We start from the raw sequence: 26924 nt of genomic DNA on the forward strand, positions 1-26924 counted from the left end.
AACAACGGATCATCGTCGCCGGACCGACCCCGCGCGTGCCGCGCACGGCCGCCCGGCGGCGCCGGGTCGGCATCGGGTCGCCGCCCGGCCCGGCAGCACGTCGGTCACGCCGAGCACCGAGCGCCCGGCCTCGATCGCGGCGGCCGGCCGGGCACCGTTCCGGGCCGCCTCGCACACGGTGTCCGCGAGCGGCGCGGCGGCCTCGGGCACGTTCCGCGGCAGCCCCCGGGGCCGCCGAGCGCGGGCCGACTCGGCGGCCGTGAAGATCGGCAACCGGTCCCGCTCGGTGGGCGTGGGCCGCATGCGTGCCTCCGTATTGAATGGCGTTCAAACCGCATTGAACGCCATTCAATACCGACTGTCAACGCCCTCGGCGGGTGTCCGCCGGCCCGTTCCCGCACCGGGCCCGCAGCCCTCGGCGCGGCTCGCTCAGCGGGCCAGGCGCGCCGCCAGACCGTCCAGGAGCAGCCGCAGCCCGGTCTCGAAACCGCGCTCGTCGAGCGTCTTCGGATCGCTCGCGGCCAGCGAATCGGCGAGCGAGGGATACTCCGCCCGGTAGTCCTCGACCGGCCGGACGAAGCCCTCGACGTAGGTCTCGATCACCGACCCGACCACGAGGTAGTCCAGCGCCGCGGAGAACTCGGCCGCCTCGGCCGGACCCAGACCGATCCGGACCAGGGTGCGGGCGGTGGCGTCGTACGCGGCCAGCGCCTGCTCGGTGGACACCGGCCGGCGGGCGATCACCGGCAGCGCCTCGGGGTGGCGCAGGTAGGCCGCCCGGTAGCCTCGGGCGAACGCGGTGATGCCGACCCTCCAATCGGGATCCTCCAGCGGCGCGCGGTCGATCTCCCGGGTTATCACCACGGTGATCGCGTCCAGCAGCTCCTCCTTGGACGCCACGTGGTTGTACAGCGAGGGCCCCTGGACGTCCAGCCGGGTGGCCAGGGCCCGCATGGTCAACGCACCCATGCCCTTCTCGTCCACCAACTCGACCGCGGCCCTGGCGATCAGTTCGCGATCGAGTTTGGGGCGGCTGGGTCGACCCATCGTGCGTTCACCTCGTGCCGTTCGCGAGCACCGCCGTCGGTCACTCTGCGTTGCCAACCTAGCTCGAAGTCACCTCTTCCCCCACACCCGGTCGAAGGTTAAGGTCCTCAAACTAACTAAGTAAGTTTTAACGTCCCCGTTGCGAGGTCCCGATGAACCACGGCACTTCTCGCCCACCGACGCCCGCCGCGTCGGTGTCGCCCCCATCGACCCCGGTGGTCGATCACGACGCCGAACAACTCGGCGCACTGGGCTACGAACAGGAGCTCAAGCGCAGTCTCGGTGTGCTGGGCAACCTCGCCATCGGCTTCGCGACCGTCTCCCCCGTCGTGGGTCTGTACGCCGTCGCGCAGGTGGGCACCACCATCGCGGGCCCCGCGTGGGTGTGGGTGCTGCCGATCTGCCTGCTCGGCCAGGCGCTGCTGATGTGCGTGTACTCCGAGCTGGCCTCGCAGTATCCGATCGCGGGCGGCGCCTACCAGTGGGCCCGTCGCCTGGTCGGTCCCACGTACGCGTGGCTCGCGGGCTGGGTGGGCATGTGCGCGGTCGTGTTCGCCAACACCACGATCGTCTATCTGGGCGCGCCGTGGTTCTTCGCGCTCTTCGACACCCATCCCACACCGGGCCGGATCGTCGTGGTGGCCGCGATCTTCCTGCTGTGTTGTACCGCGATCAACGCGTTCGGCATCGACGTGCTGCGCTGGGTGCTCGCGGCCGGCATCGCGGCCGAGGCGCTCGCCTCGCTCGGGGTGGGTCTGGCCCTGCTGCTGCTCTTCCGGGAGAACGGCTTCGGCGTCCTCACCGACACGATGGGCGCCGAGGCGCTCTCGGGCGGCTCGACCTTCTCCGCGATGTTGGCCGCGCTCGCGGTCGGCGGCTGGGCGTTCTTCGGCTTCGACGCGTGCGTGTCCTCCTCCGAGGAGACCAAGGACGCCGCCCGGCACGTGCCGAAGGCGATCTGGTGGACCCTGATCAGCGTCGGCGGCCTGGTCGTGCTGAACGCCGTCGCCGCCGAACTGGCCCACCCCGACCCCGCCAAGGTGGTCGCGGGCGAGGACCTGGACCCGGTCACCACCGCCGTGGTGAACTCGTTCGGCTCGTGGTCGGCCAAGCCGTTCGTGGTCGTGGTGATCATCGCGTTCATCGCGTGCGCGCTCGCCTCCCAGGCCGCCGCCGCACGCTCGGTCTACTCGGTCTCCCGGGACGGCGTGTTGCCCGGATCCCGGGCGCTGCGCGTGGTGAGCAAGCGGCAGGCGCCCATCGGCGCGCTCGTGATCACCGCCGCGATCAGTTGCCTGGCCCTGCTGCTCGCGCTGAACAGCGCCGCGATCGGCAGCCTGATCACCTTCGGCAGCGCCGCCATGTACCTCCAGTTCCTGCTGATCGCGCTGGCCGCGCTGATCGCCCGGCTGCGCGGGTCATGGACCCCCGGTGGCCTGGTCCGGTTCGGCCGCTGGGGCACCCCGTTGAACGTGCTCGCGGTCGCCTGGCTGGCCTTCGAGTTCGTCAACATCGCGTGGCCGCGCGAGATCCTCGCCCCGCCCGGCGCACCGGCCTACCAGGTCTGGGCCGCCGTGCTCGGCATCGTCGTCGTGGTCGGCACCGGCGTGGTGTACCTGCTGGTCGCCCGCCCGCAGGACAAGGTGCGGGTGAGCGAGAGCTTCGCCGACCGCGGCGCCGAAGAACCGACCCCGATTCCGCAGAGGAGCACCGTATGACCGCCGCGGACCTGGTGATCCTGGACGCACACGTGCTGACCATGGATCCCGCCGCACCCACCACCGACGCGCTCGCCGCGCGGGACGGGAGGATCGTCGCCCTGGGCGCCGACGCGCGGGCGCTGATCGGACCGCGCACCGACGTGATCCGCGCGCCCGGGAACACCGTCACCCCCGGACTGACGGACTGTCATCAACACCCGGTGCTGGGTGCGGACACCACCCGCGGCGCGAACCTGGTCGGCGCCATCACCCTGGAGGAGACCCGGCGCCGACTCGCCGAACAGGCCGCGCCGTGCGGACCGGACGACTGGGTGATCGGGTTCGGCGGCGAGTACGCGGCGTTCGCCGGCCGCGCCATCCACCGCGACCTGATCGACGACGCCGTGGGCGGTCGACCGGCGTTCGTATGGATGTCGGACAGCCACACCGCGCTGCTGAGCACGGCCGCGCTGCGGATCGCCGGGCTGACCGGTCCCCGCGAGTTCGCCGACCGCAGCGAGATCGTCTGCGACGAGCGCGGCCCCACCGGCGAGTTGCACGAGATGACCGCGTGCTTCCTGGGCTACCAGGCGGTCCCACCCATGCCGCACACCGAACTCCTGGCGCGGGTGCAGGAGTTGTTCGCCGAGCAGAACCGACTCGGGGTCACCGGCGTGCACGTCCTGGACGACGGGCCGCGCACCGCCGACACCCTGGCCGGGCTGAACGACGAACAACGGCTGACCATGCGCGTGCGATTGGCGCCGTGGTGCCCACCCGGCGACGTGCACAACCTCAGCGACCGGATCGGCGAACTGCGCTCCCTGGACGGCCTGGTGCGACTCGCCGCGGTGAAGTTCTTCGCCGACGGCGCGATCGACGGCGGCGGCGCGTGGCTGCACGAGCCGGACTGCTGCGGCCAGTCGCACAGATCGCAGTGGAAGGACTTCGACCGGTACGCCGAGGCGGTCGCGATCGCCGGCCGCGCCGGGCTGCCCGCCTGGACGCACGCGATCGGCGACCGCGCGGTGTCCCGGGCGCTGGACGTGTACGCCGAGCACGGCGCGCCGTTCGGCACCCGACACCGGATCGAGCACGCCGAGGTGCTGAGCGACGCCGACGTACCGCGCTTCGCCGCGCTCGACGTGGTCGCCTCGATGCAGCCGACGCACATGGACTGGTCGCTGCCGGACGGATCGGACAACTGGTCGCGCCGGGTGGGCCCGGAACGGGCCGAACAGGCCTGGCGCTACGCCGACATCCTGGCCGCCGGTGGCCATGTCGCGCTCGGCTCGGACTGGCCGGTTGCCGCGTTCGACCCCAGGCGCACGCTGGGCGGCGCGCAACTGCGCCGTCCGGCGGGCGAGCCCGACCGCGCGGCATACGGGGCCTCGGTCGGCATCTCGGCTTGGCAGGCCCTGGCCGGCTACACGACCGAGGCGGCCTACGCGGCGGGCGAGGAAGCGGTGGCCGGTCGGATCGCGGTGGGCTGCCACGCCGAGCTGACCATGTTCGGCGGCGACCCGCTCACCTGTGCCCCGGACGATCTGCCGGAACTGCCGGTGACCGCGACGGTGGTCGCGGGCCGGGTCGTGCATCGGCTCTAGCCGTATTGCCCACGGCGATCGCCGCCGCGACCCGGCTGCCCGACATCGGGCCGGGTCGCGGCGGCTCGGCGCCGCGTGCGCCCGCGCTCAGCCCCCGACCGCGCGCAACATGTCCGGCAGCGCGCGCATGTCGTCGAAGAGCACCGCGCCCGAGTCCGCCAGTCGCTCCGCCCGGGTCAACCCGCCGATATAGCCGAACGCCCGCATCCCGGCCGCGCGGGCCGCCCGTACGCCGTAGGCGCTGTCCTCGATCACCACGCACCGGGCCGGATCCGCGCCCATCTCCCGGGCCGCGTGCAGGAACAGGTCGGGTGCGGGCTTGCCCTCGGCGACGTCGTCCGCGCTGAACACCCGCCCCTCGAAGTGGCCGTGCAGCCCGACCAGCTTCAGGTTGCGCTCGACGCCGCCGCGCGGGCCGTTCGAGGCCACGCAACGTGGTCCCGGTATCTGCTCCAGAGCCGTGAAGATGCCGTCCACGGCGGTCAGTTCGGCGTCGAAGGCGGCCCGGTACAGGTGCCGGAACTCCCGGTGCCAGTTCGGGTCGAGGCGCCGGCCGAGGCGCTCCTCGACCAGCGCCGTGTGCTGCTCGCGCGAGCACCCCACGAAGTGCTCGACGATCTCCTCCTCGGTGAACGCGCAGCCCAGCGCGCCCAACACCCGGGCGTCCACCCGAACCGCGATGCGTTCGCTGTCCACGAGCACGCCGTCACAATCGAAGATCACCAGATCGAACCCGGTCTGTGTCATACCGGGCAGCCTACGAAAGACGGATGCGGGCGGGCGGCCGACGGGAGGGGACGGGACCACTCGGCGACCACGCGGTGACTATGCGGTCGGCTTCGCCTCGGGGAAGAATTCCGCGCCCTGGACGTAGGCCATCGCGGCGACGAACTCCGGTTCCACCAGCCGCCGTTCGATCTCCTCGGGGGTGACGTCCTCGACCCGGGCCTGGATCCACCACAGGTTGCCGAACGGGTCGCGGACCCGCCCGACCCGGTCGCCGAAGAACAGGTGCGTCACATCCGTGACCGACGTGCCGCCGGCCGCCACCGCGCGGCGGTGCACCTCGTCGGCGTCCTCGACGTACAGCCGCAGGAACGACGGCGGCGCGGGAGTCGCGGGATCGATGTCGAACATCATCACGATCGCGTCGCCGATCCGGATCTCGGCGTGGCCGATCCGGCCGTCCGCGCCGACGAACCGGGAACCCGGCACCTCCTCGGCGCCGAACGCGACGCTCAGGTAGTCGATCAGCGCCGCCGTGTCGTGCGACAGGATCCACGGGGTGACGGTGGTGTAGCCGTCGGGAACGGTCTTGACGGTCATCGCGATGCCTCCGAAAGACGAGCGGGTGCGCGGGGGGACCCCACCGGGGCGGGGAGTCGGGCGGCGCGGTGCGCGCCGTCCTCGTGTCTTCGACGTTATTCGCCATATAGGTCGGATCCTGTCCTGAACGGCCGGCATTCTCGAACCATGACCGCTGCCACCCCCGCCCGCCTGCTCGGGCTGCTGTCCCTGCTCCAGACGCCGCGCGAGTGGCCCGGGAGCGAGCTGTCCACCCGCTTCGGGGTGAGTCCGCGCACCATCCGGCGCGATATCGAGCGCCTGCGCGAGCTGGGCTATCCGGTCGAGGCCACCCGGGGCACGGACGGCGGCTATCGGCTGGTCGCGGGCACCGCGATGCCGCCGCTGCTGCTCGACGACGAGGAGGCGGTGGCGATCGCGGTCGGCCTGCGCGCGGCGGCCGGGGGTGCGGTGGCCGGGATCGAGGAGGCGTGCGTGCGGGCGCTGGCCAAGCTCGAACAGGTGTTGCCGTCCCGGCTGCGCGGGCGGGTGCGGGCGGTGTCCGGCGCCACCGTGCCGCTGGCGATGCCGGGCCCGACGGTGGACCCCGAGACGCTCGCCGTGCTCGCGGGCACCATCGCGCGGCACGAGAAGGTGCGCTTTCGCTACCGCGCGGCCGACGGCCAAGAAAGCGCGCGGCTGATCGAGCCGAACGCACTGGTGCCCGCCGGGCGCCGCTGGTACCTCGTCGGTTACGACGCCGACCGCGCCGACTGGCGCACGTTCCGGGTGGACCGGGTGCGCGAGCCGCGTCCCACCGGCACCCGGTGTCCGGAGCGCGCCCTGCCCGATCCGGACGCCGCCGCCTACGTGGCACGCACCCTGCACACCTCGGAGCCGGTCCACCGGGCCGACGTCACGCTGTACGCGCCGGCCGATCAGGTCACCGTGCGGCTCGGCGACACCCTGACCGGCACCGCCGAGGACGGCACCCCACGCCTGCGTCCGCTCGACGCCGACAGTTGCCGATTGACCGGCTACGTCGACACGCTCGACTGGCTCGCGTTCCGACTGTCCATGCTCGGCTGTGAGTTCGAGGTACACGACCCGCCCGAGTTGCGCGAACATCTGCGCGCGTTGGGCGGGAGGGTCACCCGCGCGGCGGGCGACCCTCCCGGGTGAACCCACCCGACGGCCCTCCCGGGTGAACCCACCCGAAACCATCCGCCCGAATGCTCACCGACCCTCGAACGGCCAATCCCCGCTGTCCAGTTCGCGGCGCTGGTAGGCCGCCACGATCTCCTTCTCGGCCGCGTCCCGCCCTTCCCAGTGCGAGCCCTCCACCGATTTGCCGCGTTCCAGGTCCTTGTAGACCTCGAAGAAGTGGGCGATCTCGTTGAGCTGGAACGGTGGGACATCGCCGATGTCCTGTATCGGGTGTCTGCGCGGGTCCCGAGCGGGCACGCACAGGACCTTCTCGTCCGGGCCCTTCTCGTCGCTCATCACGAACATGCCGATCGCGCGACAGCGGATCAGGCAACCGGGAAAGGTCGGCTCGTCCAGCAACACGAGCACATCGAGCGGGCCGCCGTCGCCGCCCAGCGTGCGATGCACGAATCCGTAGTCGGCGGGATAGGCGGTGGACGTGAACAACATGCGGTCGAGCCTGATGCGTCCCGTGCGGCGGTCCATCTCGTACTTGTTCCGACTGCCCGCGGGAATCTCCACGACGACGTCGAACTCCACGACGGCTCCTTAACGGCCTATGGATCAAGACCCGATATGCGCGGCATTCCGTATTCCTGACGTACCGTCGAGGACTTTCCCACGTCACCGGGCCGTTACGCACGTGAAGCACGGGACAACCGGGCCATCGGCACCCCTCGACCACCCGATCGCGTCGACCCTTGACTCGGTCAACTAAGTAAGGTTTCCTGTCCATCGACCCACCGCATTCCCGCCCCGCCTCCGCACACCCCATCAGGAGCAGCCGTGATCCGGATCGAGGACGCCGACCGCGTCAGGACCATCACCCTCGACCGCCCCGAAGCGCTCAACGCGTTCAACGAGGCGCTGTACGACGCGACCGCCGAGGCGCTGATCGACGCGGCGGCCGATCCCACCGTCGCCGTGGTGGTGCTGACCGGTGCCGGGCGGGCCTTCTCGGCGGGCACCGACCTGATCGAGATGGCGCAGCACAACAGCGGGACCAAGGTCAGGGGCAAGCACGGATTCGGCGGCATGGTCGATCGGCTCCAGGCGTTCCCCAAGCCGTTGCTGATCGCCGTCAACGGCCTCGGGCTGGGCATCGGGGCGACCGTTCTGGGCTTCGCCGACCTCGCGTTCATGGCCGACACCGCGCGGCTGAAGTGCCCGTTCACCTCGCTCGCGGTGGCTCCCGAGGCGGCGAGCAGTGTGACCTTCCCGGAGCTGCTCGGTCGGCAGAACGCGATGTGGGCGCTGCTGAGCAGCGAGTGGCTGAGCGCCGCGGAGTGTCTGGAGATGGGCCTGGTATTCAAGGTCTGCCCGGCCGACGAGCTGCTCGACGTCACGATGCGGCACGCGCGGATCCTGGCCGCCAAGTCGATTTCCTCGTTGATCGAGTGCAAGCGGGTGGTCCTGGCGGGGCTCGGCGACCGGATCGTCGACGCCCGCCGACGCGAGGACGCGGCGTTCGGGCGGCTGCTCGGCAAGCCCGCCAACATCGAGGCGCTGACCGCCTTCGCCGAGCGGCGCGAACCCGACTTCGCGGCGATCGACGCGCGCGAGGGCTGAGCACGCGACCCGGTGCCCGGCTCGAGCCCGGGTCGGGGCCGAGCCCGGGTCGGGGCCGAGCCCGGGTCGAGGCCGAGCCCGGGTCGAGGCCGGGTCGCCCTCCGTCCACCGGGTCGAACATCCCTGGGTTGTCCCGGTTTGCCGGACGCCTCCGGAACTGCGGAATACTGTCTGCTCCGCACGACCGTTCCAGTCCCCAGGATCAGCGCCACCCATGAGCAGCCCACACACCCCAGGCAGCGCCGCCGACACCGCCCCCGGCGGGTCCGCGACCGGCACCGACCCCGGCACCGAGGGCACCCACCACCTCGGGCACACCCTCAAGCCCCGGCACATGACCATGCTCGCGCTCGGCGGCGCGATCGGGGCGGGGCTGTTCGTCAGCACCGGGGCGGGCATCCATACCGCCGGCCCGGGCATCCTGATCTCCTACGCGCTCGCCTCGGTGCTGGTGCTGCTGGTGATGCGGATGCTCGGCGAGATGGCGGCGGCGGTGCCGCGCAGCGGGTCGTTCTCCGAGTACGCGGGAGCCGCGTTCGGGCGGTGGGCCGGCTTCACCGTCGGCTGGCTGTACTGGTGGATGGTCACCATCGTGCTGGCCGTCGAGGCCTCCGGCGCCGCCGCCATCGCGCACGGCTGGCTGCCGAGCGTTCCGATCTGGGTGTTCTCGCTGGTGATCATGCTCGTGTTCACCGGCGCGAACCTGCTCACGGTGCGCTCGTTCGGCGAGTCCGAGTTCTGGTTCGCGACGGTCAAGATCCTGGCCATCGTCGGCTTCCTGGTGCTCGGCGTGCTGGCGATCCTGGGGTGGCTGCCGGACACCGACGCGCCGGGCCTGGCCAACCTCACCGGCAACGGCGGCTTCCTGCCCAACGGCTGGGACGGGGTGATCACCGGCCTGCTCGCGGTCGCGTTCTCGTTCGGCGGTCTGGAGATCGTCACGATCGCCGCCGCCGAGTCGGACGACCCGGCACGCAACGTGGCCCGCGCGGTGCGCACCGCGGTGTGGCGGATCCTGCTCTTCTACATCGGCTCGGTGGCGATCATCGCGACGCTGCTGCCGTGGGACTCCGACCGGCTCGGCAGCCCGTACGTCTCCGTCCTGGAGGACATCGGTGTCCCCGGTGCCGCGCATGTGATGGACGTGGTGGTCTTCACCGCGCTGCTGTCCGCGCTCAACTCGATGTTGTACGGCGCCTCCCGGATGGCGTTCTCGCTGTCCCGGCGCGGCGAGGGGCCCCGGCGGTTGTCCCGGGTGGCGGGCAACGGGGTGCCCAGGACGGCCGTGCTGGCCTCCTCGGCGTTCGGGTTCGTGGCGGCGCTGCTCAACGTCTGGTGGCCCGAGCAGGTGTTCAAGCACCTGCTGAACTCGGTGGGCGCGATGTTGCTCTTCGTCTGGTTCGCCATCGCCGCGTCGCAACTGGTGCTGCGCCGGCGGATCGAGCGCGAGGACCCGGATCGGCTGCTGGTACGGATGTGGGGCTTCCCGTACCTGACCTGGTTCGTGATGCTGGCCCTCGCGGCGGTGTCGATCCTGATGCTCTTCGACCACACCGCCCGCCCGCAGTTGCTCTCCTCGGTCGTCGTGGTGGCCGTCGTCCTGGCCTTCGCCCTGGTCCGCGAGGCCCGCCGCCGCGACCTGCGCAGGCGCGCGAACACGCGGTTCTGACCCACCGGACAGGGCCTAGAGCCCGGCGCGGGCCAGCGCCTGGAGTTGTTCGCTCGTCGGGCACCAGTTGGATCGCGTCTCGTCGGTCGGCCATCCCGCCAGGCTCGCGCTCGCGGCGAAGTTGGACTGGAGGTAGCCCAGCAGCGTGCGCCGCGGGTCCTCGGCCACCCGGACCACGTCGTAGTCCAGGGTCGATCGCGAGCCGTCCGGCAGCCAGAGCGCCTCGCGCGGCGAGAGCGGTTGCTTCTCGACGCCGTCCGGCTTGGGCGCGGCGTACGAGTAGTAGGTCGGGTGGGGCACGTTCGGGTCGCCTGCCCAGAAACCGAACGAGATCACCTCGTGCGAGTACGCCTCCGCGGTGACCGGGTCCACGCCGCGCATCGGCGGCTCGACCCGCTTGCCGGAGAACCGGGTCAGCGCGAGGTCGAACGAGTGCCAGAAGAGCTGTACGGGCGAGGTCTTGCCGTCGAACCAGCCCATGAACTCCTCGAACACGTCCGCCGACCAGGTCAGGATCCGCCAGAACCGCCATGCGTACTCGGCCTGGTAGGTCGCGTGCGCGGTGTCCTCGCGGAACGGCACGGTCAGGTGCGGGACGCCGAACGGTCGCTCCAGCAGCGGCACGTCGATGCCCAACTCGGCCAGCACCCCGTGCACCGCGACGTCGAACTCGGTCACGCTCAACCCGTCCACGAGCGCGATCTCGCGCACGTCGCCGCGATCGGTCCGAAAGACCACGCGGTGGTCGACGAAGTCGAACGCGATGTCGAAGGCGACGCCGGCCACGGTCAGCCGGCGGGTGGTGAAGCCGCGCGCGTCCACCGTGAAGGTGATGTTCCACCAGTGGTTCTGCGGGTGGCTCGCGGCGAGCTTGACCTTGCCGACGATCTGCGCGAACAGATGCAGCGTGTCGAGGGTGTGCACCCACGCGTCGTAGGGGAGTTCGGGGAGCCGGGGCGGGTCGGCCGGCCCGGTGGCCTGCGCGGGGTTGCTCGAAGGGGTGCCCATGAGCCGATTCTCGCCCCTGCGAGCCCCGTCCGTCCCGTTTTGCTCCGCCGTCCGGGCCGGCCGGGGCGATTGTGCGCCACCCCCCGAGCGGGTGAGCGCGGCCGGAGCGTACCCTGCGTGCGACAACATCCCAACCACCTGTACAGGGGCACTCGTGCGCGTTGTCGTCGCCGGAGCCGGCATCGGTGGGCTGGCCACCGCCCTGAGTCTGCACGCGGCGGGGATCGCCGACGTGGGTGTGTACGAGGCGGTCGAGGAGATCCGCCCGCTCGGCGTCGGGATCCAACTGCTCCCGGACGCGGTACGAGAACTGGCCGAACTCGGCCTGTACGACGACGTCGCCGAGATCTCGGTGCCGATCGACGAGTCGGTCCACCACGACCGGCTCGGCGAGCGGGTCCGGTCCGAGCCGCTCGGGTCGGCCGCCGGGCGCGCGTGGCCCCGGCTGTCGGTCCACCGCGGCGAGTTGCAGATGCTCCTGCTGCGCGCCCAACTGGCCTGGCTGGGCGCCGAGTCGCTGCGCACCGGCCTGCGGCTGAGCGGCTACGCGCAGACCGCGGACGGGGTCGCCGTCGAGTTCACCGACGGTGCGGGCGAGACCGTCACCGACGTGGCCGACGTGCTGATCGCCGCGGACGGGATCGACTCGGCGGGCCGCTCGCTGATGTACCCGAGTGAGGCGCCGCCGGCACCCGGCGGCCGGGTGCTGTGGCGCGGGGTGACGCCCGCGGCGACCCTGCACACCGGTCACACGATGGTCACCGTGGAGGATGGCGGGCGCACGTTCGTCGCGTATCCGCTCCGGGCGGCCGAGGGCGAGCGCCCCGCGCTGCTGAACTGGATCGCCGGCCACCCCTCGGCGGGCCCGCAGGCGGGGCCCGGCGACTGGATTCGGGCGGCCGAACTCGACACCATCCCGGCGCACTTCGCGGACTGGGACTTTCCCTGGCTGGACGTGCCCGCGGTGATCGCGGACGCGGATGTCGCGTACGAGTACCCGATGATCGACCGGGAGCCACTGCCGAGTTGGTCCGACGGGCGGGTCACGCTGCTCGGCGACGCCGCGCACGCCGGCTTCCCGATCGACGGCATCGGCGGCGACGGGGCCTCCCGGGCGATCGTGGACGCGCGCGTGCTGGCCCGCGAACTGGCCGCGCACACCGATCCGGTCGAGGCACTCGCCGGCTACGAGGAGCGCTGCCGCCGGGCGACCACCGCACCCGATGGCCCGGTGCCGGGCGGGAGTTGAACGGGCCTTCGCTCATCGGAAGGAGCCGGGGCGGGCCTTCGCCCGTCGAAGGCCCGCCGGGAACAAGCGGGCCGGCGCTCGTCGACCGGGCGTCGGCCGGGCTCGGCCGGGCCTCGGCCGAACGCCGGCCGGGGTCGAGCCGATCGCCGCTCGACCCCCGCCCGGCGCGCGTCGGGTCACGACAGCAGGACGACCTTGCCGACCGTCTGCCGACCGGCCAGCGCGGTGTGCGCGGCAGCCGCCTCCGCCAGCGCGAACGTGGTGACCGCGGGCCGCAGTTCACCGGCGGCCGCAGCCGCGAGCGCGGACTCGGCAAGCGCCTTGAAGCCACCCGGACGGTTCGCCATCCGCGGGCCCAACGGGTTCTCCACGGCCACCCCGGCGGCCGCGGCGCGCGCGTCCAGATCGGCGATGGCATCGCCCGAGGACCAGCCGAACGTCACGAGTCGGCCGCCCTTCGCGAGCAGGTCGAGCGCGTCCCCGCCGATCTCGCCGCCGACGCTCTCCAGGACCACCGTCACCGGCCGCCCGGCGAGTTCCTCGCGCACACTCGCGGCCCAGTCGGCGGCGGTGTAGTCCACCGCGATGTCGGCGCCGGACGCGCGCGCCGCCTCGACCTTGGCGGCCCCGCCGGCCGCCCCCACCACGACCGCGCCGAGCCCGTGCGCGGCCTGGACCAGCAGCGTGCCCAGACCGCCCGCGGCGGCGGTGACCAGCACCACGTCCTCGGCGGTGATCGCGGCAACGTCCAGGATGCCCAGCGCGGTGCGCCCGGTCCCCACCATCGCCACCGCGATCTCGGCCGGTACGCCGTCGGACAGCGGCAGCAGCGCCTGGTCGTCGATGATCGCGAACTCCGCGTAGCCGCCGTTGCGGTTGCCCAGATGGGCCACCACCCGCCGGCCGACCAGGGCCGGATCCACCCCGGCACCCACCGCGTCCACCGTGCCCGCCACCTCGCGGCCGAGGGTGGCGGGCAACTCCGGCTGTGGGAAGGGTCCTTGGGTGCGTCCCGAGCGCAGCATCACGTCGACCAGGTGCACTCCCGCGGCGGCCACCGCGATCCGCACCTCCCCCGGCCCCGGTTCCGGGGTCGCGACCTCCTCGTACCGCAGGTTCTCGGCCGGACCGAACTCGTTCAGGCGAATCGCGCGCATCGGACACTCCGGGGTTTGCTGGGACGACGGACAACGGACAACGACTACGGGACGACGACCCGACGGGTCGGCCGACGCGGCGCGGTCGCCGCGCCGAATCGGGTGCGAACAGTCTCGAACCTCAAGTCGACTTCATGTCAAGCGACACGTCCGGGAATCCACCGAACGGTCATCGCCCGATCGACCGTCGAGCCGTACGGTGGGTGCGTGTTCGATGCCGAGGAAGCCGCCGCCGCACTCGTCGCCGCGCTCGCCGCACTGGGCACACCGGAGCGCGCGCGGGCGGAGAAGGCGTATCTGAAGAGCGATCTCGACTTCCTCGGCGTCACCGTGCCGGTGCTGCGCAAGACGGTCACCGCGACGGCCCGCGCCCACCCGGAACCCACCCGGGCCGAACTCCTCGCCTGGGTCGACGCGTTGTGGCTCCGGTCGGTACACGAGAGCCGGTTCGCCGCGATCGAGTTGCTGCGGCTGCACCTGCGCGTGCTCACCCGCGCCGAACTGCCGCTCGTCGAGCGACTGATCCGCGAATCGGCGGGCTGGGTGTACGTGGACACCCTCGCGGAGAAGGTGGCCGGCGTACTGATGGGTCGCGATCCCGCGGACTTCGCCACCGCCGACGCGTGGGCCGCCGACGAGGACTTCTGGGTCCGCCGGGCGGCGCTGCTGAGCCTGCTTCCGGGCATCCGCGCGGGCGCTCCCGATCTGGTCCGATTCGATCGCCACGCGGACGCCATGCTGGACGAGCGGGAGTTCTTCATCCGCAAGGCGATCGGCTGGCTGCTCCGGGAGATCGCAAAGCGGGACCCGGCGTACGTGATCGCCTGGACCACCGCGCATCGGGCCCGGATGTCCGGGGTGACACTGCGCGAGGCGATCCGCCGGCTGCCCACCGCCGACGCGGCCCGGTTGCGCGCAGGCTGATCGTCGGCCCGCGCACGTGCGGCACCGCCGGCCGGCGCCGCCCCGGCCGCCGTCGGCACGGCAGGATGTCTCGATGACGACTCATCTGGTGGCCATGGGCGGCGGCGGTTTCTCGATGAACGACGGGGCCTCCGCGCTCGACCGATACGTGCTCGACCTGACGGGTCGGGCCCGCCCCAACGTGTGCTTCGTCCCGACCGCCTCCGGCGACGCGGACGGCTATGTCGACCGCTTTCGGCACGCGTTCGAGCGGCTCGACTGTACGACCGGGCACCTGAGCCTGTTCCAACGCACCGGCGCCGACCTCGCGGACGAACTCGCCGACCAGGACGTGATCTACGTCGGCGGCGGCTCCACCGCGAACCTGCTCGCGCTGTGGCGCCTGCACGGCCTCGACGCCGCGCTCGCGGCCCGGGCCGCCGCGGGCGACCTGGTGGTGTGCGGTCTCAGCGCGGGCGCGCTGTGCTGGTTCGAGGGCGGCATCACCGACTCGTACGGACCGACGCTGCGCCCGCTCGCGGACGGCCTGGGCTGGGCGCGGGGCAGCGTCTGTCCGCACTACGACGGCGAGGCCGAGCGCCGCCCGGCGTACCACGCGGCCATCGCGGCGGGCCTGCTCGCGGCGGGCCACGCCCTGGACGACGGCGCCGCGATCCACCTCGTGGACGGCCGGGTGCACACATTCGTCGCCGAGCGGCCGGACGCGCACGCGTATCGCGTCGAGCCCGGTCCCGACGGTGTCCACGAGTCGGCACTGCCGATGACCAGGCTCCGCGCATGACCGGCACGACGACGGGCGTGGCGGGTGTGATCGGTGCGGCGGGGCGGTGAACGCCTCTCGGGAGTGCGTTCGTGCACGGGGCGCCCCCGCGCCGCGCGGGGGCGCCGGTCAGCCGCGCGTCAGGACTCGCTGCCCGTGTCCCTGGCCAGGAGGTCCTCGATCCCCTCGCGGCGCAGCAGCACGCGGCTTCTACCGTCGCGGACCGCGACCACCGGGGGGCGGCCGACCAGGTTGTAGGTCGAGGCCATCGACTGCTGGTACGCGCCGGCGGCCGGCATCGCGAGCAGATCGCCGGGGTGTACGTCCTCGGGCAGTTCGACATCGGCCGCCAACACGTCGCCCGACTCGCAGTAGCGGCCCACGACGGTGACCCGCCGGGTGCCCGCCGCGCCGGGACGGCCGACCAGGCGCACGGTGCTGCGGGCGCCGTACAGGGCCGGCCTCGGGTTGTCCGCCATGCCGCCGTCCACCGCGACGAACACCCGGTGCGCGGTGCGCTTGACCACGAGCACCCGATACAGGGCCACGCCCGCCGGACCGGTGATCGCCCGGCCGGGCTCGACGATCAGTCGCGGTACCGGCAGGTCGTACAGCGCGCATCGGCGGTTCAGTTGCCGGCGCACGTCGTCCGCGAACGCCTCGATGTCCAACGGATGTTCACCGCCGCGGTAGGCGATGCCGTGGCCGCCGCCCAGGTTCAGTTCGGGCAGCACGATCCCGTGCCGGTCGCGCAGCCCGGCCAGGAACTCGACGAGTGTGGCGACGGCGGCCAGCCAGGGCCGTACCGAACCGATCTGCGAGCCCAAATGGCAGTGCAGTCCGGTCGGTTCCAGGTGCGGTTGGGCCATCGCGCGCAGCACCGCGTCCTCCGCGTCGCCCCGCGCGATGGACAGGCCGAACTTCTGGTCCTCGCCGCCGGTGCGGATCGCGTGGTGCGCGCCGGCCTCGATCCCCGGCACCACGCGCACCATCACCCGCTGCCGCTGCCGAGGTGCCACCAGCGCGGCCAACCTGGCGATCTCGGCCGGGTTGTCCAGCACGATCCGGCCCACGCCCAGGCGCAGCGCCGCACGCAGTTCGTCCGCCGACTTGGCGTTGCCGTGCAGGATGATTCGCTCGCCGGGCATCCCGGCCAGGGTGGCGAGGGCCAACTCGCCCGCCGAGCACACGTCGAGCCCGAAGCCCTCCTCGCGCAGCCAGCCGACCAGGCCGCGGCACAGGAACGCCTTGGCGGCGTAGGCGATCTCGACGCCGGGCAGCGCGCGGCGGTAGGCCCGGCAGGTGTCCCGCACGTGTTGTTCGTCCAGTACGTACAACGGTGTCCCGAACCGCTCCGCGAGTTCGACCGAGGTCAGGCCGCCGATGGTGAGGTCCCCGGCGTGCTCCCGCGTCGAACGCGGCCACACAGCCGCGTCCGATACCGGCTCCGCAAGCCTGACTGACATGGCAACTCCCTTGTGCACGAACATTGGTGACGGCGGGTCAGCCGAGCAGGGACAACACGACGAGGAGCACCGCGACGACGGCGGTGGTGCGCGGCACACCGAGCGGTTGCGGATCCCGGACGGATCGGGACGTCCCTGATACCCGGGAGGACCCGACTGTTACCCGGGAGGACCCGACGCCCGGCGCGAGCCCGCCGGCGCTCCGGCCGAGCGACGGCCGAGTGGGCGAGACCGCCCGCACGGGAGCGAGCCCGGCGGCGGCCGGCGGGCGTGCCGCCCCGGCGACCGAGGCCCGGTCGATCGCGACCGACACGACGGCCGCACCGACCACGCCGGGCGTACCGACCACACCGCCCACACCGGTCGCTCCGCCCGCGCCATCCGCCCCCGAGTCCCGAGCAAGCGCCCCGCCCACCGCTTCCCGGTGCCGCACCGGCGGCGCCGAGAGTCCCGGATCGACCAGCACGCGCTCGCCCCCGACCTCGTCGGCGAGCGAGCGCACCGCGCCCGCCCCGAGTCGGATCCACTCCTGATCGGCGCCCAGCACCGCCCGCAACCGCGCCACCGACGTGAACGCGACCACGACCCGGGCGCCCAGCGGATCCCGGCACAGCCGGACCACCCGGGCCCCGTCCACCGACCGCACCGGCACGATCAACACACGCCGAGCGGTGGTCGCAGAAGCGGGTTCCTCATCGGTGATCAACACATCCGACACGACAGCCTCCGAAGTCCGGCCCCGCAGCCGACCGCGGGCCCTGACTCCGACGCTACGACCGCGCATACCGGGCAACCCCGCCCCTACCGCGCCCTTGATCATCCCCGGGCCGTTGTTGACGCCCTCCTGACGCGTGCGGACGAAATCCCCGGAATTCGCCCCACCTCGCCCGACCTCGCCCGACCTCGCCCGACCTCGCCCGACCAGGAGCCCCGTTTCCCCCGAACCCCGCAGGTCCCCGCTCCCGGCCCTACGCCGCCCCCGACCAGGCCCATCTCGTCGTCGCCACCAGCGGGTCCCCCGGCCGCACCAGGCGGGCCGCCGGGCCCACCAGACCGTTCGGCGGCCCCGTCTGGGGCTCGACGCACATGTGGGCCTGCGGCAGGTCGTACACCACCGTGTAATCGCAGTCCGAGGTCATCCGCAGCCGCAGCGCGCCGGGCCACTCCAGCGTCGCGTCCACCCCGCCGGGCGTCCCGTAGCAGTCGTCCCGAGGCCCCGACAGCGGGGGTATCCGGCGCCCGGTGGGCAGGTAGTCGGCGCCGCGCTCCTCCTGCCACTCGGGGGTGAAGGACAACTCCAGCGGCCCGCCGACGCCCAGCCGCCGCCGAAACCACGGGTGCCACCCGGCCTGCGCCGGAAACGTCGCGGTCTCGGACTCGATCCGCAGCACCGTGGTCAGCCCGTCGGGCGTCAGCGTGAAGGTCTGCTCGACCCGGCCCGCGAACGGCCACGGGTCGGTCAACGCGAACTCGAGGACCGCCGACCCGGCGTCCCCCGCGATCTGCTTCCACGCGCCGCGATAGCCGAGCCCGTGCAGCGCGTGCGGCGCCGCGTCCGCCGGGAACTCGTGTATCGCGCCGTCGAATTCGAACCGGGCCCCGCCCATCCGGCCGACCCACGGCACCATCGGATAGCTGCCCCACTCCGCGGGCCGCTCGCCCTCGGTCCGCAGCAGTTCGAGCCCGCGCACCCGCAACGAGCCGAGCCGGCACCCGGCGTCCGGCAGAATCAGCGCCTCGGCGCCTTCGGAACGCAACCACACTTCGCCGTCGATCATGGTCGGCAGATTACGCGTAGCGCTCCCGAAGCTGCTTCTTGAGCACCTTTCCGGACGGATTCCGCGGCAGTGCGGAGACGATCTCGATACGCTCCGGGAACTTCTGCCGCATCACTTCCCGAGCGCCCAGGAAATCCCGCACAGTACGCAGATCAGGCGGAATCGACGGATCGCTCGGCACGATCACCGCGCACACCATTTCGCCGCGTTCGGAATCCGGCAGACCGATCACGGTGACCTCGGCGACGGCCGGATGCGCGTCCAGCAGGTCCTCGACCTCCTTGGCGCTGATCGTCTCGCCCTTGCGCAGGATGACGTCCTTGAGGCGCCCGGTGACGTACACGTTGCCGTGCTCGTCCACTCGGCCCAGGTCACCGGTACGCACCCGCCCGGCCTCGTCGAACGCCTCGGCGTCCAGGCGCGCGTCCACGTACCCGCGCATCACCTGCGGCCCGCGCACCCGCAGTTCACCCTCCGCGCCGACCGGCACCGGCAGCCCGTCCGGCCCGACCACGGTGACCTCGACTCCGTGGGTGGGCCGGCCCTCGGCCCGGGCCAACGCGTCGTCCGGGTCGTCCGGGCCCGCCATGGTCAGGATCGGTGCCTCGGTCATCCCCCAGCCGGCCAGCACGCCCGCGCCGCCCAGTTCGCGCTTGATCGCCTCGTGCAGCCCGGGCGGCTTGGGCGCGCCGCCGCCGGGACAACTGCGCAGATGTGGGAAGAGCGGGTCGCCGGCGGGCCGGCGGCGCTGCGCGGCCAGCCACGCCTGGTGGAAGACGGTGCCCGCGCCGGCCAGCGTGACCCGCTCGCGGCGCAGCAGGTCGGGCGTCTCCTCCGGGTGGAAGGCTTCGGTCAGGATCATCGTGACGCCGTGCGTCAGGGCCGCGGTCAGCCAGGTCGTACAGCCACCGATGTGCGCGAACGGGAAGACCAGCGCGACCCTGTCCCCCTCGCGCGCGCCGATCCGGTCCGCCATGCCGACGCCCGCGGCCATGATGCTCGCGTCGGTGTGCCGGGCGCCCTTGGCGTCGGCGGTGGTCCCGGAGGTGTAGAAGTACCAGCGCACCGGGGCGTCCTCGGGCGTGCCGGGCGCCGGCGGCGCGGGCGGCAGGTGGGCCGGATCGCCGGTGGGCAACGGGCCGTCCAGGATCAGCAGTTCCAGGCCGGGCACCCGGTCGCGCACCCGACGGGCCAGTTCCGGGTAGTCGTACCCGCGCCACACCGGCGGCACGATCAGCATCGAGGCGCCGGTCTGTCGGGTGACGAAGGCGAGTTCGCGTTCGCGGTGGATCGGCATCATCGGGTTCTGCACGACGCCGAGCCGGGACAGCGCGCCGACCAGGACCACGGATTCGAGCCGGGTGGGCAACTGCCAGGTGACCGTGTCGCCCGGGCCCAGCCCCTGGGTGTGCAGGAACGCCGCGAAGGCCTCGGCCGCGTCGCGGAATTCCCGATGGGTCAACCGCCGACCGTGCTCGTCGACCAGCAGTTCGCCGTCGGGCGTTCGGGCCGCCCGCGCCTCGATGGCCGCCCAGAGGCTCGTGTGTGTCACCGTCGTGCCCTCCTCGCCCCGCCCGGCCCGTGCCCGGACGGCATCGCCGCGCCCGTCCCGCATACCTATCAGGAACGGTCGCGACCCGACAGGGTGATCACACCGGGCCCGACGGGGGTGGGCGCGCCCACCCCGCGCCGATCGCGCACGGGCATCAGGACTCACAGGTCGGAAAAGTCCGACGCGGCCCGCGCGAGCGCGAGGGTCACAGATACAGGAAGTGCGGTGACACCACGATCACCGAGGGCACCAGCAGCGCCGCGGCGGTCAGCAGCCGCAGTCCCGCGGAGGCGACCGGTGCGCCCACCCGGACGCCCGCGACGGCCACCTCGGGGTGCGCGGTCGCCTGGGCCTGGTGCACGGCCAGTTCCTCCTGGCGCTGCTGCGGCCACGCGAAGCACGGGCAGAACGGACCGCCCGCCTGCCCCGGCCCGGACAACTTGACGATCGCCCGGCGCAGGTTGACCCGCGCGATCGAGCCGCGTACGTCCGCGTCCGCCGCCTTCTCCGACAGTTCCGCCGCGTGGTCGGCCCACGCGCCGAAGAAGCGCACCATCGGGTAGGCGTCGGCGAGCGTGTCCGCGCAGACCATCCACTGCGCGTCCCGCCGGCGCAGGTGCCCGGCCATGTGGGTCAGCACCGCGTTCAACTCCTCCGGGCGGAGCAGGTCCAGGGCGCGGGTGGTGGCCTCGACGCGCGGCGGCCGGGACGGCAGCAGCACCAGGCGCGGCGCGTCGTCCTCGACGATCACCAGGCGCGGCCGGCCGCCGGCCTCCTCGTCGAGCAGCGGGGCGCAGTTCTCCAGCCGATCCAGTTGTACGCGCAACGCGCGCCGGTAGTCGCGGGTCGCGCCCGCGCCCCGGCGCCAGCCGAACCCGACGATCAGCAGCGCCAGCAAGGCGACGACGATCTGCACGACCAGGGGTACGTGCGGCATGCCGATCCGGGGGGCGAAGCCGGCCGCGCGCATCGGGGCGAGCCACAGGTCGGGCGTGTAGACGGGCACGGCCAGCGCGAACGACGCGAGTACGCCGCCGGCCGCGGCCCGCCACGCGCGTTGTACGTGGCGCGGACCGAAGCCGCTGCGTTCGGCCCGGCGCAGGACGCGAGGCGCGGTCACCAGGATGGCCGCCGCGAAAGCCGTCAGCACAAGTCCGTACAACACGTCCTCGCCGTCCCTTTCTCGCCTCGTCGCTCCCGTGACCCGTCCGGCCCTGCAACGGTTCTAGGCGCCAAGTGGTTTCCGCGTCCAGGAGACAGGCCACATCGGTCGGGTGATTTATTCGGCCGACACCAACCACCCGGTGGTATTGCGGACCCACACGGACCCGGATCGAATCGGCGGGAAAACCGAATCGAATCGCATCGTCCCATCTCCACGCGCGTAATTTCGAACCGACAGGAGTGCCTTCATGCACGAGTTCTCGCGTTCCGCTGTGATCGCCGCCACACCGGACAAGGTCTGGGCGGTCATCGGTGACTTCGGCGCCCTCGGCGACTGGCACCCGGTGGTGCCGCCGAGCACGATCGAGGGCGGCGGCGACGCCAACACCCCGGGAGCGGTACGGGCGTTCGCGATCGACGGCGAAGTGCTCTCGCGCGAGGAACTGATCAGCCACGACGCGGACGCGCACCGGATGACCTACCGGCTGATCCAGGTCCCGCTCGCGGTGTCGAACTACGTGGGCACGCTCGCGGTGCACCCGCACCCGGACGGCAGCGAGGTGGTCTGGTCGGCCGCCTACGAGGGCGAGGCGGACGTGGTGGAGACCGTCGACGCAGTCTTCGCCGAGGGCACCTACGGCGTCGGCCTGGCCGCCCTCCGGGAGCGCTTCGCGTAGCGCCGGTCCGGGGCGGGCTCCGGCTTCGAACCGCCTCGGGTGCCCCGGCCGGGCGTGGGGAGCGCCCGGGGCGGCGTCACACCCGGGTCCGGCCGGGCGCCCGCGCACCGTCGTGACCGACCCCGTCCCGATCGCCGGCGATCACGGCGACGGACTCCGCCCGATCGGCACCGAGTGCACGATCGTGTCACTGTCCGTGTCCACGATCGACGCGACGACGATGTCCCCCGATCCCGCGTTGAGGACCACGGCGCGGGTTCCGCCCGAAGTGACCTCGACCGCCGCGGCGTTCGGCGTGTCGACGCTCCCGATCGGCTCGCGCGTGGCCGGGTCCACGATCCGCAGGTCCCGTGCGCCGTCGGGCACCACGTACAGCCGGGAGCCGTCCGGGGAGACCGCGACGTCGGTGGCGCCGCCCTCGATCGTGATCGTGCCCAGGCAACGCAGCGTGGCCGCGTCGAGGATGTACACGCCGGCCGCGCCGGCCACGTACACGCTCGCGCCGTCCGGCGAGCACACCACCGCCCGGGGCGCCTTCGCCGTGCCCACCACCGTGGCGCCGGTGTCCGGGTCGAGCGCGGTGACCAGGTCCTCGGCGAAGCCGGCCAGGTAGAGCCGGTCACCGTCGGGAGCCGGCGTCACCGACGTGGCCGGGTGCGGCACCGGGAGACTGCGCACGACCGTGTTCAGCGTGGGACTGAGCACCTCGACGGTGTTCGACGCGAAGCCGTGGTCGGCGGGCGGACAGGACGCGAAGTACACGGCGGCACCGTCGGGGGCCGCGACCGGCGAGCGCGGCCAGGCCGCGGCGATCCGGCCCAGCACCACCGGCGTCTCGGTGTCGATCACGGTGATCACACCCCGCTCCGGGGAGGTGACGTACACGGATCCACCGGCGACCGCGGGCGGCCCGAGCGCACCGGGAACGTCGATGGTCGCCACCGCCGTGCCGGCGACCACGTCCAGGACGGTGACCGTGTCGGACCCGTGGTCGGTGACGTACGACCGAAACGTCTCGGTCGGCGGCGGTTCGCCGGGGATCGCGGTCGGCTGGGCCATGGCATGCCTCCGGAGGCGTCGGGACGATCCATCGGGTGAGTGCGTGGCGCTCGGAACAGACCAACAGCACCGGGACGCGCTGTCAATGGACGGATACGTGCAGCTACCGTGGACCGTCCGCGCGTATCGCATGGTGAGACGATCGCCGTATGCTTCGGCCACCCCGATCGATCTTGAGGTGACGACCATGCATCGCAGCGACACGGACCACGCCGCGGCCGCGCTCGGTATCGACCTGCCCGTCCTCGAAGCCGTCCAGCGCCGCATCCTGTGGCTCGCGACGCGCATCGTCGACTCCGCCAACCACGACCGGCCGAACGCGGACGGCATCAAGGTCGGCGGCCACCAGGCGTCCTCCGCGTCGTTGGTGTCCGCGATGACCGCGCTGTGGTTCGCCCACCTCGACGGCCCGGACCGGATCAGCGTCAAGCCGCACGCGTCCCCGGTCTTCCACGCGATCCAGTACCTGCTCGGCAACCTGGACCGGTCCTACCTGACCACGCTGCGCGCCAAGGGCGGGCTCCAGTCGTACCCCTCCCGGACCAAGGACCCGGACCGCGAATGGGTGGACTTCTCCACCGGTTCGGTCGGGCTGGGCGCCGCGGCGCCGTTGTTCGGCGCCGCCGCCCGGCGCTACGTGGACGCGCACTTCGGCCCGCGCCCGGCGTCCCGTTTCGTCGCGCTGCTGGGCGACGCCGAGTTGGACGAGGGCAACATCTGGGAGGCCATCGCCGACCCGGCCACCCAGGGCCTGGGCAACGTGATGTGGCTGGTCGACTTCAACCGGCAGTCGCTGGACCGGGTCGTGCCCGGAGTGCGGATCGACCAGTGGCGCGGCCAGTTCGAGGCGGCCGGCTGGCACGTGGTCGAGGTCAAGTACGGCCGCCGGCTCCAGGCCGCGTTCGACCGGCCCGGCGGCGCGCCGCTCAAGGCGTGGATCGACGCGATGCCCAACGAGCAGTACCAGGCCCTGTTCGGCCTCGCCGACGCGGACGTGCGCGCGCACTTCCTGGACGGCGCGCCGGCCGACGTCGCGGACACCGTCGCCGACGTGCCGGACGCGGAGCTGCACGCGCTGGTCACCGACCTGGGCGGGCACGACATCGCCGCGCTGCTGGACGCGTACCGGCGCTGCGACGAGGTCACCGACCGGCCCAGCGTGGTGTTCGCGTACACCGTCAAGGGCTGGGGGCTGCCGCTGGCGGGCAACCCGCGCAACCACTCCGCGCTGCTGAGCACCGAGCAGGTGGCCACGCTGCGCGCCGAGCACGGGCTGAGCGAGCGCACCGAGTGGGATCGCTTCGACGCCGCCACGCCCGAGGGCATCCTGGCCGGGCAGCGCCGCGAGCACCTGTCCCGCGCAGCCAAGCCGGGCCCGCTCGGCGTCCCGGTCGCCGCCTCGACGAACCAGCGGATGACCAAGCCGGTGTCCACCCAGGAGACCTTCGGCCGGGTCCTGGTCGAACTCTCCCGCGACCCGGCGCTGGCGCCGTACCTGGTGACCACCGCGCCCGACGTGGCCACCTCGACCAACCTGGCCGGTTTCATCAACCGCACCGGGGTGTTCGCGCCCACCGAGCGCCGCGCGTGGTCCGGCGAGGGCGCGCTGAAGTGGATCGAGGGCCCCGGCGGGCAGCACATCGAGCTGGGCATCTCCGAGATGAACCTGTTCCTGCTGCTGGAACAGCTCGGCCTGGCGGGCGACTTGTCCGGTCAGCCGCTGATCCCGATCGGCACCGTCTACGACCCGTTCGTGTGCCGCGGCCTGGACGCGTTCATCCACGCCGTGTACTCCGGCTCGCGGTTCATCGTGGCCGGCACCCCCTCGGGTGTCACGCTCGCTCCCGAGGGCGGCGCGCACCAGTCCACGATCACCGCGTCGATCGGGCTCGAACTGCCCGGCACCACGCTGATCGAACCCGCCTACGGCACCGCGCTGGACTGGCTGCTGTGCGACGCGGTGGGCCGGATCGCCGGCGGTCCGGACCACGGCGTCGAACCGGACAACGGCGCCTACTACTTCCGGCTGACCACCCGCCCGATCGACCAGGCGCCGTTCGAGGCCGCGCGGACCCGGCTCGGCGACGCGCTGCTGCGCCGCCAGGTGCTCGCCGGGGCGTATCGCCTCCTGGACGCGCCCGACCTGCCCGGCGCACCGACCGTGTACCTGGCCGCCTCCGGCGCCGTGCTGCCCGAAGTGCTGACCGCCGCGCACGAGTTGCGCGACGAGGGGATCGCCGCGCACGTGGTGGACATCACCTCGGCCGACCGGCTCTACGGCGCGTGGCAGCGCACCCTGCGCCAGGGGGTGCGCACCGCGACCACGCCGTCCGCGCCGGGCGCGCTGCGCACCGCGTTCCCGCACCGGGCCCCCGTGGTCACCGTGCACGACTCGTCCTCGCACACGCTCGCCTGGCTCGGCTCGGCGCTCGGCGTGCCGAGCGTGCCGCTGGGCGTGGACCAGTTCGGCCAGACCGGCCGGATCGAGGACCTGTACGAACTGCACGACCTGCTGCCCGGTTCGATCGTCAACGCGGCGCTCGCCGCGCTCTCGCTGGCCTGAGCGAGAGCCCCTGCCGGCCCGTCACCGGGACGGGACACGCGAGGGGCGGGCCCGGTGCGTCCGGACCCGCCCCTCGGCGTGTGCTCAGCGTGCGGCGAGCGCCGCGAGCGGCTCCCGGACCGGGTCGAGCACCGCGCTCAGCCACGCGGTGTGCTCGTGCCCGGCCAACCACCCGTCCAGATCGGCGAGCGGCACGAACGCGACGTCGTCGACCTCCTCCGGGTTGAGGCCGAGTTCGCCGCCGACCAGGCCGACGAAGAGGTGGTTGTACTCCTTCTCGACCAGGCCCGAGACCTCGTCGGTGACGTCGTAGGTCACCAGACCGGCCGGTTCGAGCACGGTGGGCTTGACGCCCAGTTCCTCGGTCAGTCTGCGCAGCACCGCGTCCCGCGGCTCCTCGCCGGGGAACGGGTGGCTGCAACACGTGTTGGACCACCGGCCCGGCGAGTGGTACTTCGTCAGCGCCCGGCGCTGCATCAGCACCCGGCCCTCGTCGTCGAGGAGGAAGACCGAGAACGCGCGGTGCAGCAGACCCGGCGGCTGATGAGCCTCCAGCTTCTCCGCGAGGCCGATCGTGTTCCCCTGTGGGTCCACCAACTCGACCATGACCCGACCGTCCGGCTGCTCCTGCGCCATGTGCTCTCCCTGCTGTTCGGCCTTGCCTGCACAGTATCCGGCGGGCGAGTCACGGATCGTCGATACCGCGCCGGCGCCCGCTACATCGTTGTCTGTACGCCGGAATCCGCCCTGCCGACGATCCCCGGGCGGCGCGCGCGGGAGAGGCTGGTGGGGTCCGTTCGCCGGCGCCTCGACCCCCTCGGGGCGCGCGCTCGACCCACTCCGAGGAGGAGATCGCCGTGGTCGTCGCCATGATCGTGGTCTGCGAGGTGGGCTTCTGGGTGCTGATCGCCCTGGGCCTGCTGAGCCGCTACGCGCTGCGCCGCCGCCGGCTGAGCAACGTGTTCCTGTACAGCACACCGCTGCTGGAGTTGATCCTGCTCGTGGTCGCCGTGGTGGATCTGCGCGGCGGCGCCACCGCCGGCGCGCGGCACGGGATCGCCGCGTTGTACATCGGCAGCACCGTGATGTTCGGCCACCGGGCGATCCGCTGGGTGGACCAGCGGGTGGGCTATCACTTCCTCGGCGGGCCGTTGCCGTGGCGACCGCCGACGCACGGCGTGCAGCGGATCCGCTACGAGGTGACCGAGTTCGCCCGGGTGGTGGGCGCGATGGCGATCGCCGCCGCGCTGGTCGGCCTGCTGATCCTGATCACCGGCGACGCGGATCGCAGCGAGGCGCTGGTCGGCACCTTCGGCATGCTCGGCGCGATCACCGCGATCTCCCTGGTGATCGCGGTGGTGGGCGCGGTCTCGGCGGTCGGCAAGCCGCCCAAGCCCAAGCCGGCACCGCGCCGGCTGCGCGATCGGGTGTCCGCCTGACGCTGCCGAGGATGCCCGCACCGCCGGCCCGTGCCGCCGGGAAGGT

The 26924-nt window shown here is 72.7% G+C and carries 24 protein-coding genes and 1 pseudogene; 11 read left to right on the top strand and 14 right to left on the bottom strand.

Annotation, left to right across the window (positions count from 1 at the left end; translation table 11 throughout):
• Positions 1–81 precede the first annotated feature (81 nt).
• Positions 82–303: pseudogene (locus OG948_RS08960) on the bottom strand (urease subunit gamma); the annotation flags it as partial.
• 126 nt (positions 304–429) lie between these two features.
• Positions 430–1047, bottom strand: a complete 618-nt coding sequence (locus OG948_RS08965; RefSeq protein ID WP_406295263.1) for a TetR/AcrR family transcriptional regulator C-terminal domain-containing protein — start codon at positions 1045–1047, stop codon at positions 430–432.
• Between the two features lie 215 nt (positions 1048–1262).
• Between OG948_RS08965 and OG948_RS08970 the strand changes: the two genes are divergently transcribed.
• Positions 1263–2765, top strand: a complete 1503-nt coding sequence (locus OG948_RS08970; protein WP_406295265.1) for an APC family permease — start codon at positions 1263–1265, stop codon at positions 2763–2765.
• Complete coding sequence (locus OG948_RS08975; protein ID WP_406295267.1) at positions 2762–4354, top strand: amidohydrolase; 1593 nt, start codon at positions 2762–2764, stop codon at positions 4352–4354. The genes OG948_RS08970 and OG948_RS08975 overlap by 4 nt, the downstream gene beginning before the upstream one ends.
• Positions 4355–4441: 87 nt before the next feature.
• Here OG948_RS08975 and OG948_RS08980 read toward each other — a convergent pair whose 3' ends face one another.
• Positions 4442–5101, bottom strand: coding sequence for an HAD family hydrolase (locus OG948_RS08980; protein WP_406295269.1), 660 nt, complete (start codon positions 5099–5101; stop codon positions 4442–4444).
• A 78-nt stretch (positions 5102–5179) separates the two neighbouring features.
• Positions 5180–5680 (bottom strand): VOC family protein, encoded by a 501-nt coding sequence (locus tag OG948_RS08985; protein ID WP_406295271.1) that lies wholly within the window; start codon positions 5678–5680, stop codon positions 5180–5182.
• A 147-nt stretch (positions 5681–5827) separates the two neighbouring features.
• Between OG948_RS08985 and OG948_RS08990 the strand changes: the two genes are divergently transcribed.
• The gene (locus OG948_RS08990; protein WP_406295273.1) at positions 5828–6820 is read left to right on the top strand and encodes a helix-turn-helix transcriptional regulator; all 993 of its coding nucleotides are present in this window, start codon (positions 5828–5830) and stop codon (positions 6818–6820) included.
• Between the two features lie 54 nt (positions 6821–6874).
• Here the strand turns inward: OG948_RS08990 and OG948_RS08995 are convergent, their stop codons facing one another.
• Positions 6875–7384, bottom strand: coding sequence for an inorganic diphosphatase (locus OG948_RS08995; RefSeq protein ID WP_406295275.1), 510 nt, complete (start codon positions 7382–7384; stop codon positions 6875–6877).
• A 246-nt stretch (positions 7385–7630) separates the two neighbouring features.
• Between OG948_RS08995 and OG948_RS09000 the strand changes: the two genes are divergently transcribed.
• Together OG948_RS09000 and OG948_RS09005 are read left to right on the top strand one after the other, a co-directional pair.
• Positions 7631–8413 (top strand): enoyl-CoA hydratase/isomerase family protein, encoded by a 783-nt coding sequence (locus OG948_RS09000; protein ID WP_395869193.1) that lies wholly within the window; start codon positions 7631–7633, stop codon positions 8411–8413.
• 214 nt (positions 8414–8627) lie between these two features.
• The gene (locus tag OG948_RS09005) at positions 8628–10082 is read left to right on the top strand and encodes an amino acid permease (protein WP_406295277.1); all 1455 of its coding nucleotides are present in this window, start codon (positions 8628–8630) and stop codon (positions 10080–10082) included.
• Between the two features lie 15 nt (positions 10083–10097).
• Here the strand turns inward: OG948_RS09005 and OG948_RS09010 are convergent, their stop codons facing one another.
• Positions 10098–11090: a DUF5996 family protein gene (locus OG948_RS09010; RefSeq protein ID WP_406295279.1), complete on the bottom strand. Its 993-nt coding sequence runs from the start codon at positions 11088–11090 to the stop codon at positions 10098–10100.
• A gap of 154 nt (positions 11091–11244) precedes the next feature.
• Here OG948_RS09010 and OG948_RS09015 point away from each other — a divergent pair, with 154 nt between their 5' ends.
• A complete protein-coding gene (locus OG948_RS09015) occupies positions 11245–12339 on the top strand; it encodes an FAD-dependent monooxygenase (RefSeq protein ID WP_406295281.1) in 1095 nt (364 codons plus the stop codon).
• A 176-nt stretch (positions 12340–12515) separates the two neighbouring features.
• Here the strand turns inward: OG948_RS09015 and OG948_RS09020 are convergent, their stop codons facing one another.
• Entirely contained in the window at positions 12516–13496 is a 981-nt protein-coding gene (locus tag OG948_RS09020) for a zinc-binding dehydrogenase (protein ID WP_406295282.1), read from the bottom strand.
• 207 nt (positions 13497–13703) lie between these two features.
• On the opposite strand from OG948_RS09020, the gene OG948_RS09025 reads away from it, so the two are divergent.
• Together OG948_RS09025 and OG948_RS09030 are read left to right on the top strand one after the other, a co-directional pair.
• A complete protein-coding gene (locus OG948_RS09025; protein WP_406295284.1) occupies positions 13704–14420 on the top strand; it encodes a DNA alkylation repair protein in 717 nt (238 codons plus the stop codon).
• A 73-nt stretch (positions 14421–14493) separates the two neighbouring features.
• Positions 14494–15201: a Type 1 glutamine amidotransferase-like domain-containing protein gene (locus OG948_RS09030; RefSeq protein WP_406295286.1), complete on the top strand. Its 708-nt coding sequence runs from the start codon at positions 14494–14496 to the stop codon at positions 15199–15201.
• 119 nt (positions 15202–15320) lie between these two features.
• On the opposite strand, the gene lysA is transcribed toward OG948_RS09030, so the two are convergent.
• The 5 genes from lysA to OG948_RS09055 all read right to left on the bottom strand — a co-directional run bounded on the left by lysA (position 15321) and on the right by OG948_RS09055 (position 21141).
• Positions 15321–16646 (bottom strand): diaminopimelate decarboxylase, encoded by a 1326-nt coding sequence (gene lysA, locus OG948_RS09035; RefSeq protein ID WP_406295288.1) that lies wholly within the window; start codon positions 16644–16646, stop codon positions 15321–15323.
• Positions 16647–16683: 37 nt separating this feature from the next.
• Positions 16684–17364: an SAV_915 family protein gene (locus tag OG948_RS09040; RefSeq protein ID WP_406295290.1), complete on the bottom strand. Its 681-nt coding sequence runs from the start codon at positions 17362–17364 to the stop codon at positions 16684–16686.
• 250 nt (positions 17365–17614) lie between these two features.
• Entirely contained in the window at positions 17615–18424 is an 810-nt protein-coding gene (locus tag OG948_RS09045; RefSeq protein ID WP_406295292.1) for an aldose 1-epimerase, read from the bottom strand.
• Positions 18425–18434: 10 nt separating this feature from the next.
• Positions 18435–19976 (bottom strand): class I adenylate-forming enzyme family protein, encoded by a 1542-nt coding sequence (locus tag OG948_RS09050; protein ID WP_406295294.1) that lies wholly within the window; start codon positions 19974–19976, stop codon positions 18435–18437.
• A 205-nt stretch (positions 19977–20181) separates the two neighbouring features.
• Positions 20182–21141, bottom strand: coding sequence for a hypothetical protein (locus OG948_RS09055; RefSeq protein ID WP_406295295.1), 960 nt, complete (start codon positions 21139–21141; stop codon positions 20182–20184).
• A gap of 247 nt (positions 21142–21388) precedes the next feature.
• Here OG948_RS09055 and OG948_RS09060 point away from each other — a divergent pair, with 247 nt between their 5' ends.
• Positions 21389–21817 carry an SRPBCC family protein gene (locus tag OG948_RS09060; protein WP_395869217.1) on the top strand — a complete coding sequence of 143 codons (429 nt, stop codon included), beginning with the start codon at positions 21389–21391 and terminating at the stop codon, positions 21815–21817.
• 141 nt (positions 21818–21958) lie between these two features.
• On the opposite strand, the gene OG948_RS09065 is transcribed toward OG948_RS09060, so the two are convergent.
• Entirely contained in the window at positions 21959–22876 is a 918-nt protein-coding gene (locus OG948_RS09065; RefSeq protein ID WP_406295297.1) for a YncE family protein, read from the bottom strand.
• Positions 22877–23063: 187 nt separating this feature from the next.
• Here OG948_RS09065 and OG948_RS09070 point away from each other — a divergent pair, with 187 nt between their 5' ends.
• Positions 23064–25439: a transketolase-like TK C-terminal-containing protein gene (locus OG948_RS09070; protein WP_406295299.1), complete on the top strand. Its 2376-nt coding sequence runs from the start codon at positions 23064–23066 to the stop codon at positions 25437–25439.
• 84 nt (positions 25440–25523) lie between these two features.
• Here the strand turns inward: OG948_RS09070 and idi are convergent, their stop codons facing one another.
• Positions 25524–26075, bottom strand: a complete 552-nt coding sequence (gene idi / locus OG948_RS09075) for an isopentenyl-diphosphate Delta-isomerase (protein WP_406295300.1) — start codon at positions 26073–26075, stop codon at positions 25524–25526.
• A gap of 221 nt (positions 26076–26296) precedes the next feature.
• On the opposite strand from idi, the gene OG948_RS09080 reads away from it, so the two are divergent.
• Positions 26297–26878 (top strand): hypothetical protein, encoded by a 582-nt coding sequence (locus OG948_RS09080; protein WP_406295301.1) that lies wholly within the window; start codon positions 26297–26299, stop codon positions 26876–26878.
• The last annotated feature ends 46 nt before the right edge of the window (positions 26879–26924 follow it).

It is taken from the genome of Embleya sp. NBC_00888 (assembly GCF_045207655.1).
Lineage (GTDB): Bacteria > Actinomycetota > Actinomycetes > Streptomycetales > Streptomycetaceae > Embleya.

Excerpts from the sequence above, each read along its gene's own strand:
- OG948_RS08965 (WP_406295263.1), bottom strand. The coding sequence starts at position 1,047 with ATGGGTCGACCCAGCCGCCCCAAACTCGATCGCGAACTGATCGCCAGG.
- OG948_RS08975 (WP_406295267.1), top strand. The coding sequence starts at position 2,762 with ATGACCGCCGCGGACCTGGTGATCCTGGACGCACACGTGCTGACCATG.
- OG948_RS08980 (WP_406295269.1), bottom strand. The coding sequence starts at position 5,101 with ATGACACAGACCGGGTTCGATCTGGTGATCTTCGATTGTGACGGCGTG.
- OG948_RS08985 (WP_406295271.1), bottom strand. The coding sequence starts at position 5,680 with ATGACCGTCAAGACCGTTCCCGACGGCTACACCACCGTCACCCCGTGG.
- OG948_RS08990 (WP_406295273.1), top strand. The coding sequence starts at position 5,828 with ATGACCGCTGCCACCCCCGCCCGCCTGCTCGGGCTGCTGTCCCTGCTC.
- OG948_RS09005 (WP_406295277.1), top strand. The coding sequence starts at position 8,628 with ATGAGCAGCCCACACACCCCAGGCAGCGCCGCCGACACCGCCCCCGGC.
- OG948_RS09010 (WP_406295279.1), bottom strand. The coding sequence starts at position 11,090 with ATGGGCACCCCTTCGAGCAACCCCGCGCAGGCCACCGGGCCGGCCGAC.
- OG948_RS09020 (WP_406295282.1), bottom strand. The coding sequence starts at position 13,496 with ATGCGCGCGATTCGCCTGAACGAGTTCGGTCCGGCCGAGAACCTGCGG.
- OG948_RS09030 (WP_406295286.1), top strand. The coding sequence starts at position 14,494 with ATGACGACTCATCTGGTGGCCATGGGCGGCGGCGGTTTCTCGATGAAC.
- lysA (WP_406295288.1), bottom strand. The coding sequence starts at position 16,646 with ATGTCAGTCAGGCTTGCGGAGCCGGTATCGGACGCGGCTGTGTGGCCG.
- OG948_RS09045 (WP_406295292.1), bottom strand. The coding sequence starts at position 18,424 with ATGATCGACGGCGAAGTGTGGTTGCGTTCCGAAGGCGCCGAGGCGCTG.
- OG948_RS09060 (WP_395869217.1), top strand. The coding sequence starts at position 21,389 with ATGCACGAGTTCTCGCGTTCCGCTGTGATCGCCGCCACACCGGACAAG.
- OG948_RS09065 (WP_406295297.1), bottom strand. The coding sequence starts at position 22,876 with ATGGCCCAGCCGACCGCGATCCCCGGCGAACCGCCGCCGACCGAGACG.
- OG948_RS09070 (WP_406295299.1), top strand. The coding sequence starts at position 23,064 with ATGCATCGCAGCGACACGGACCACGCCGCGGCCGCGCTCGGTATCGAC.
- idi (WP_406295300.1), bottom strand. The coding sequence starts at position 26,075 with ATGGCGCAGGAGCAGCCGGACGGTCGGGTCATGGTCGAGTTGGTGGAC.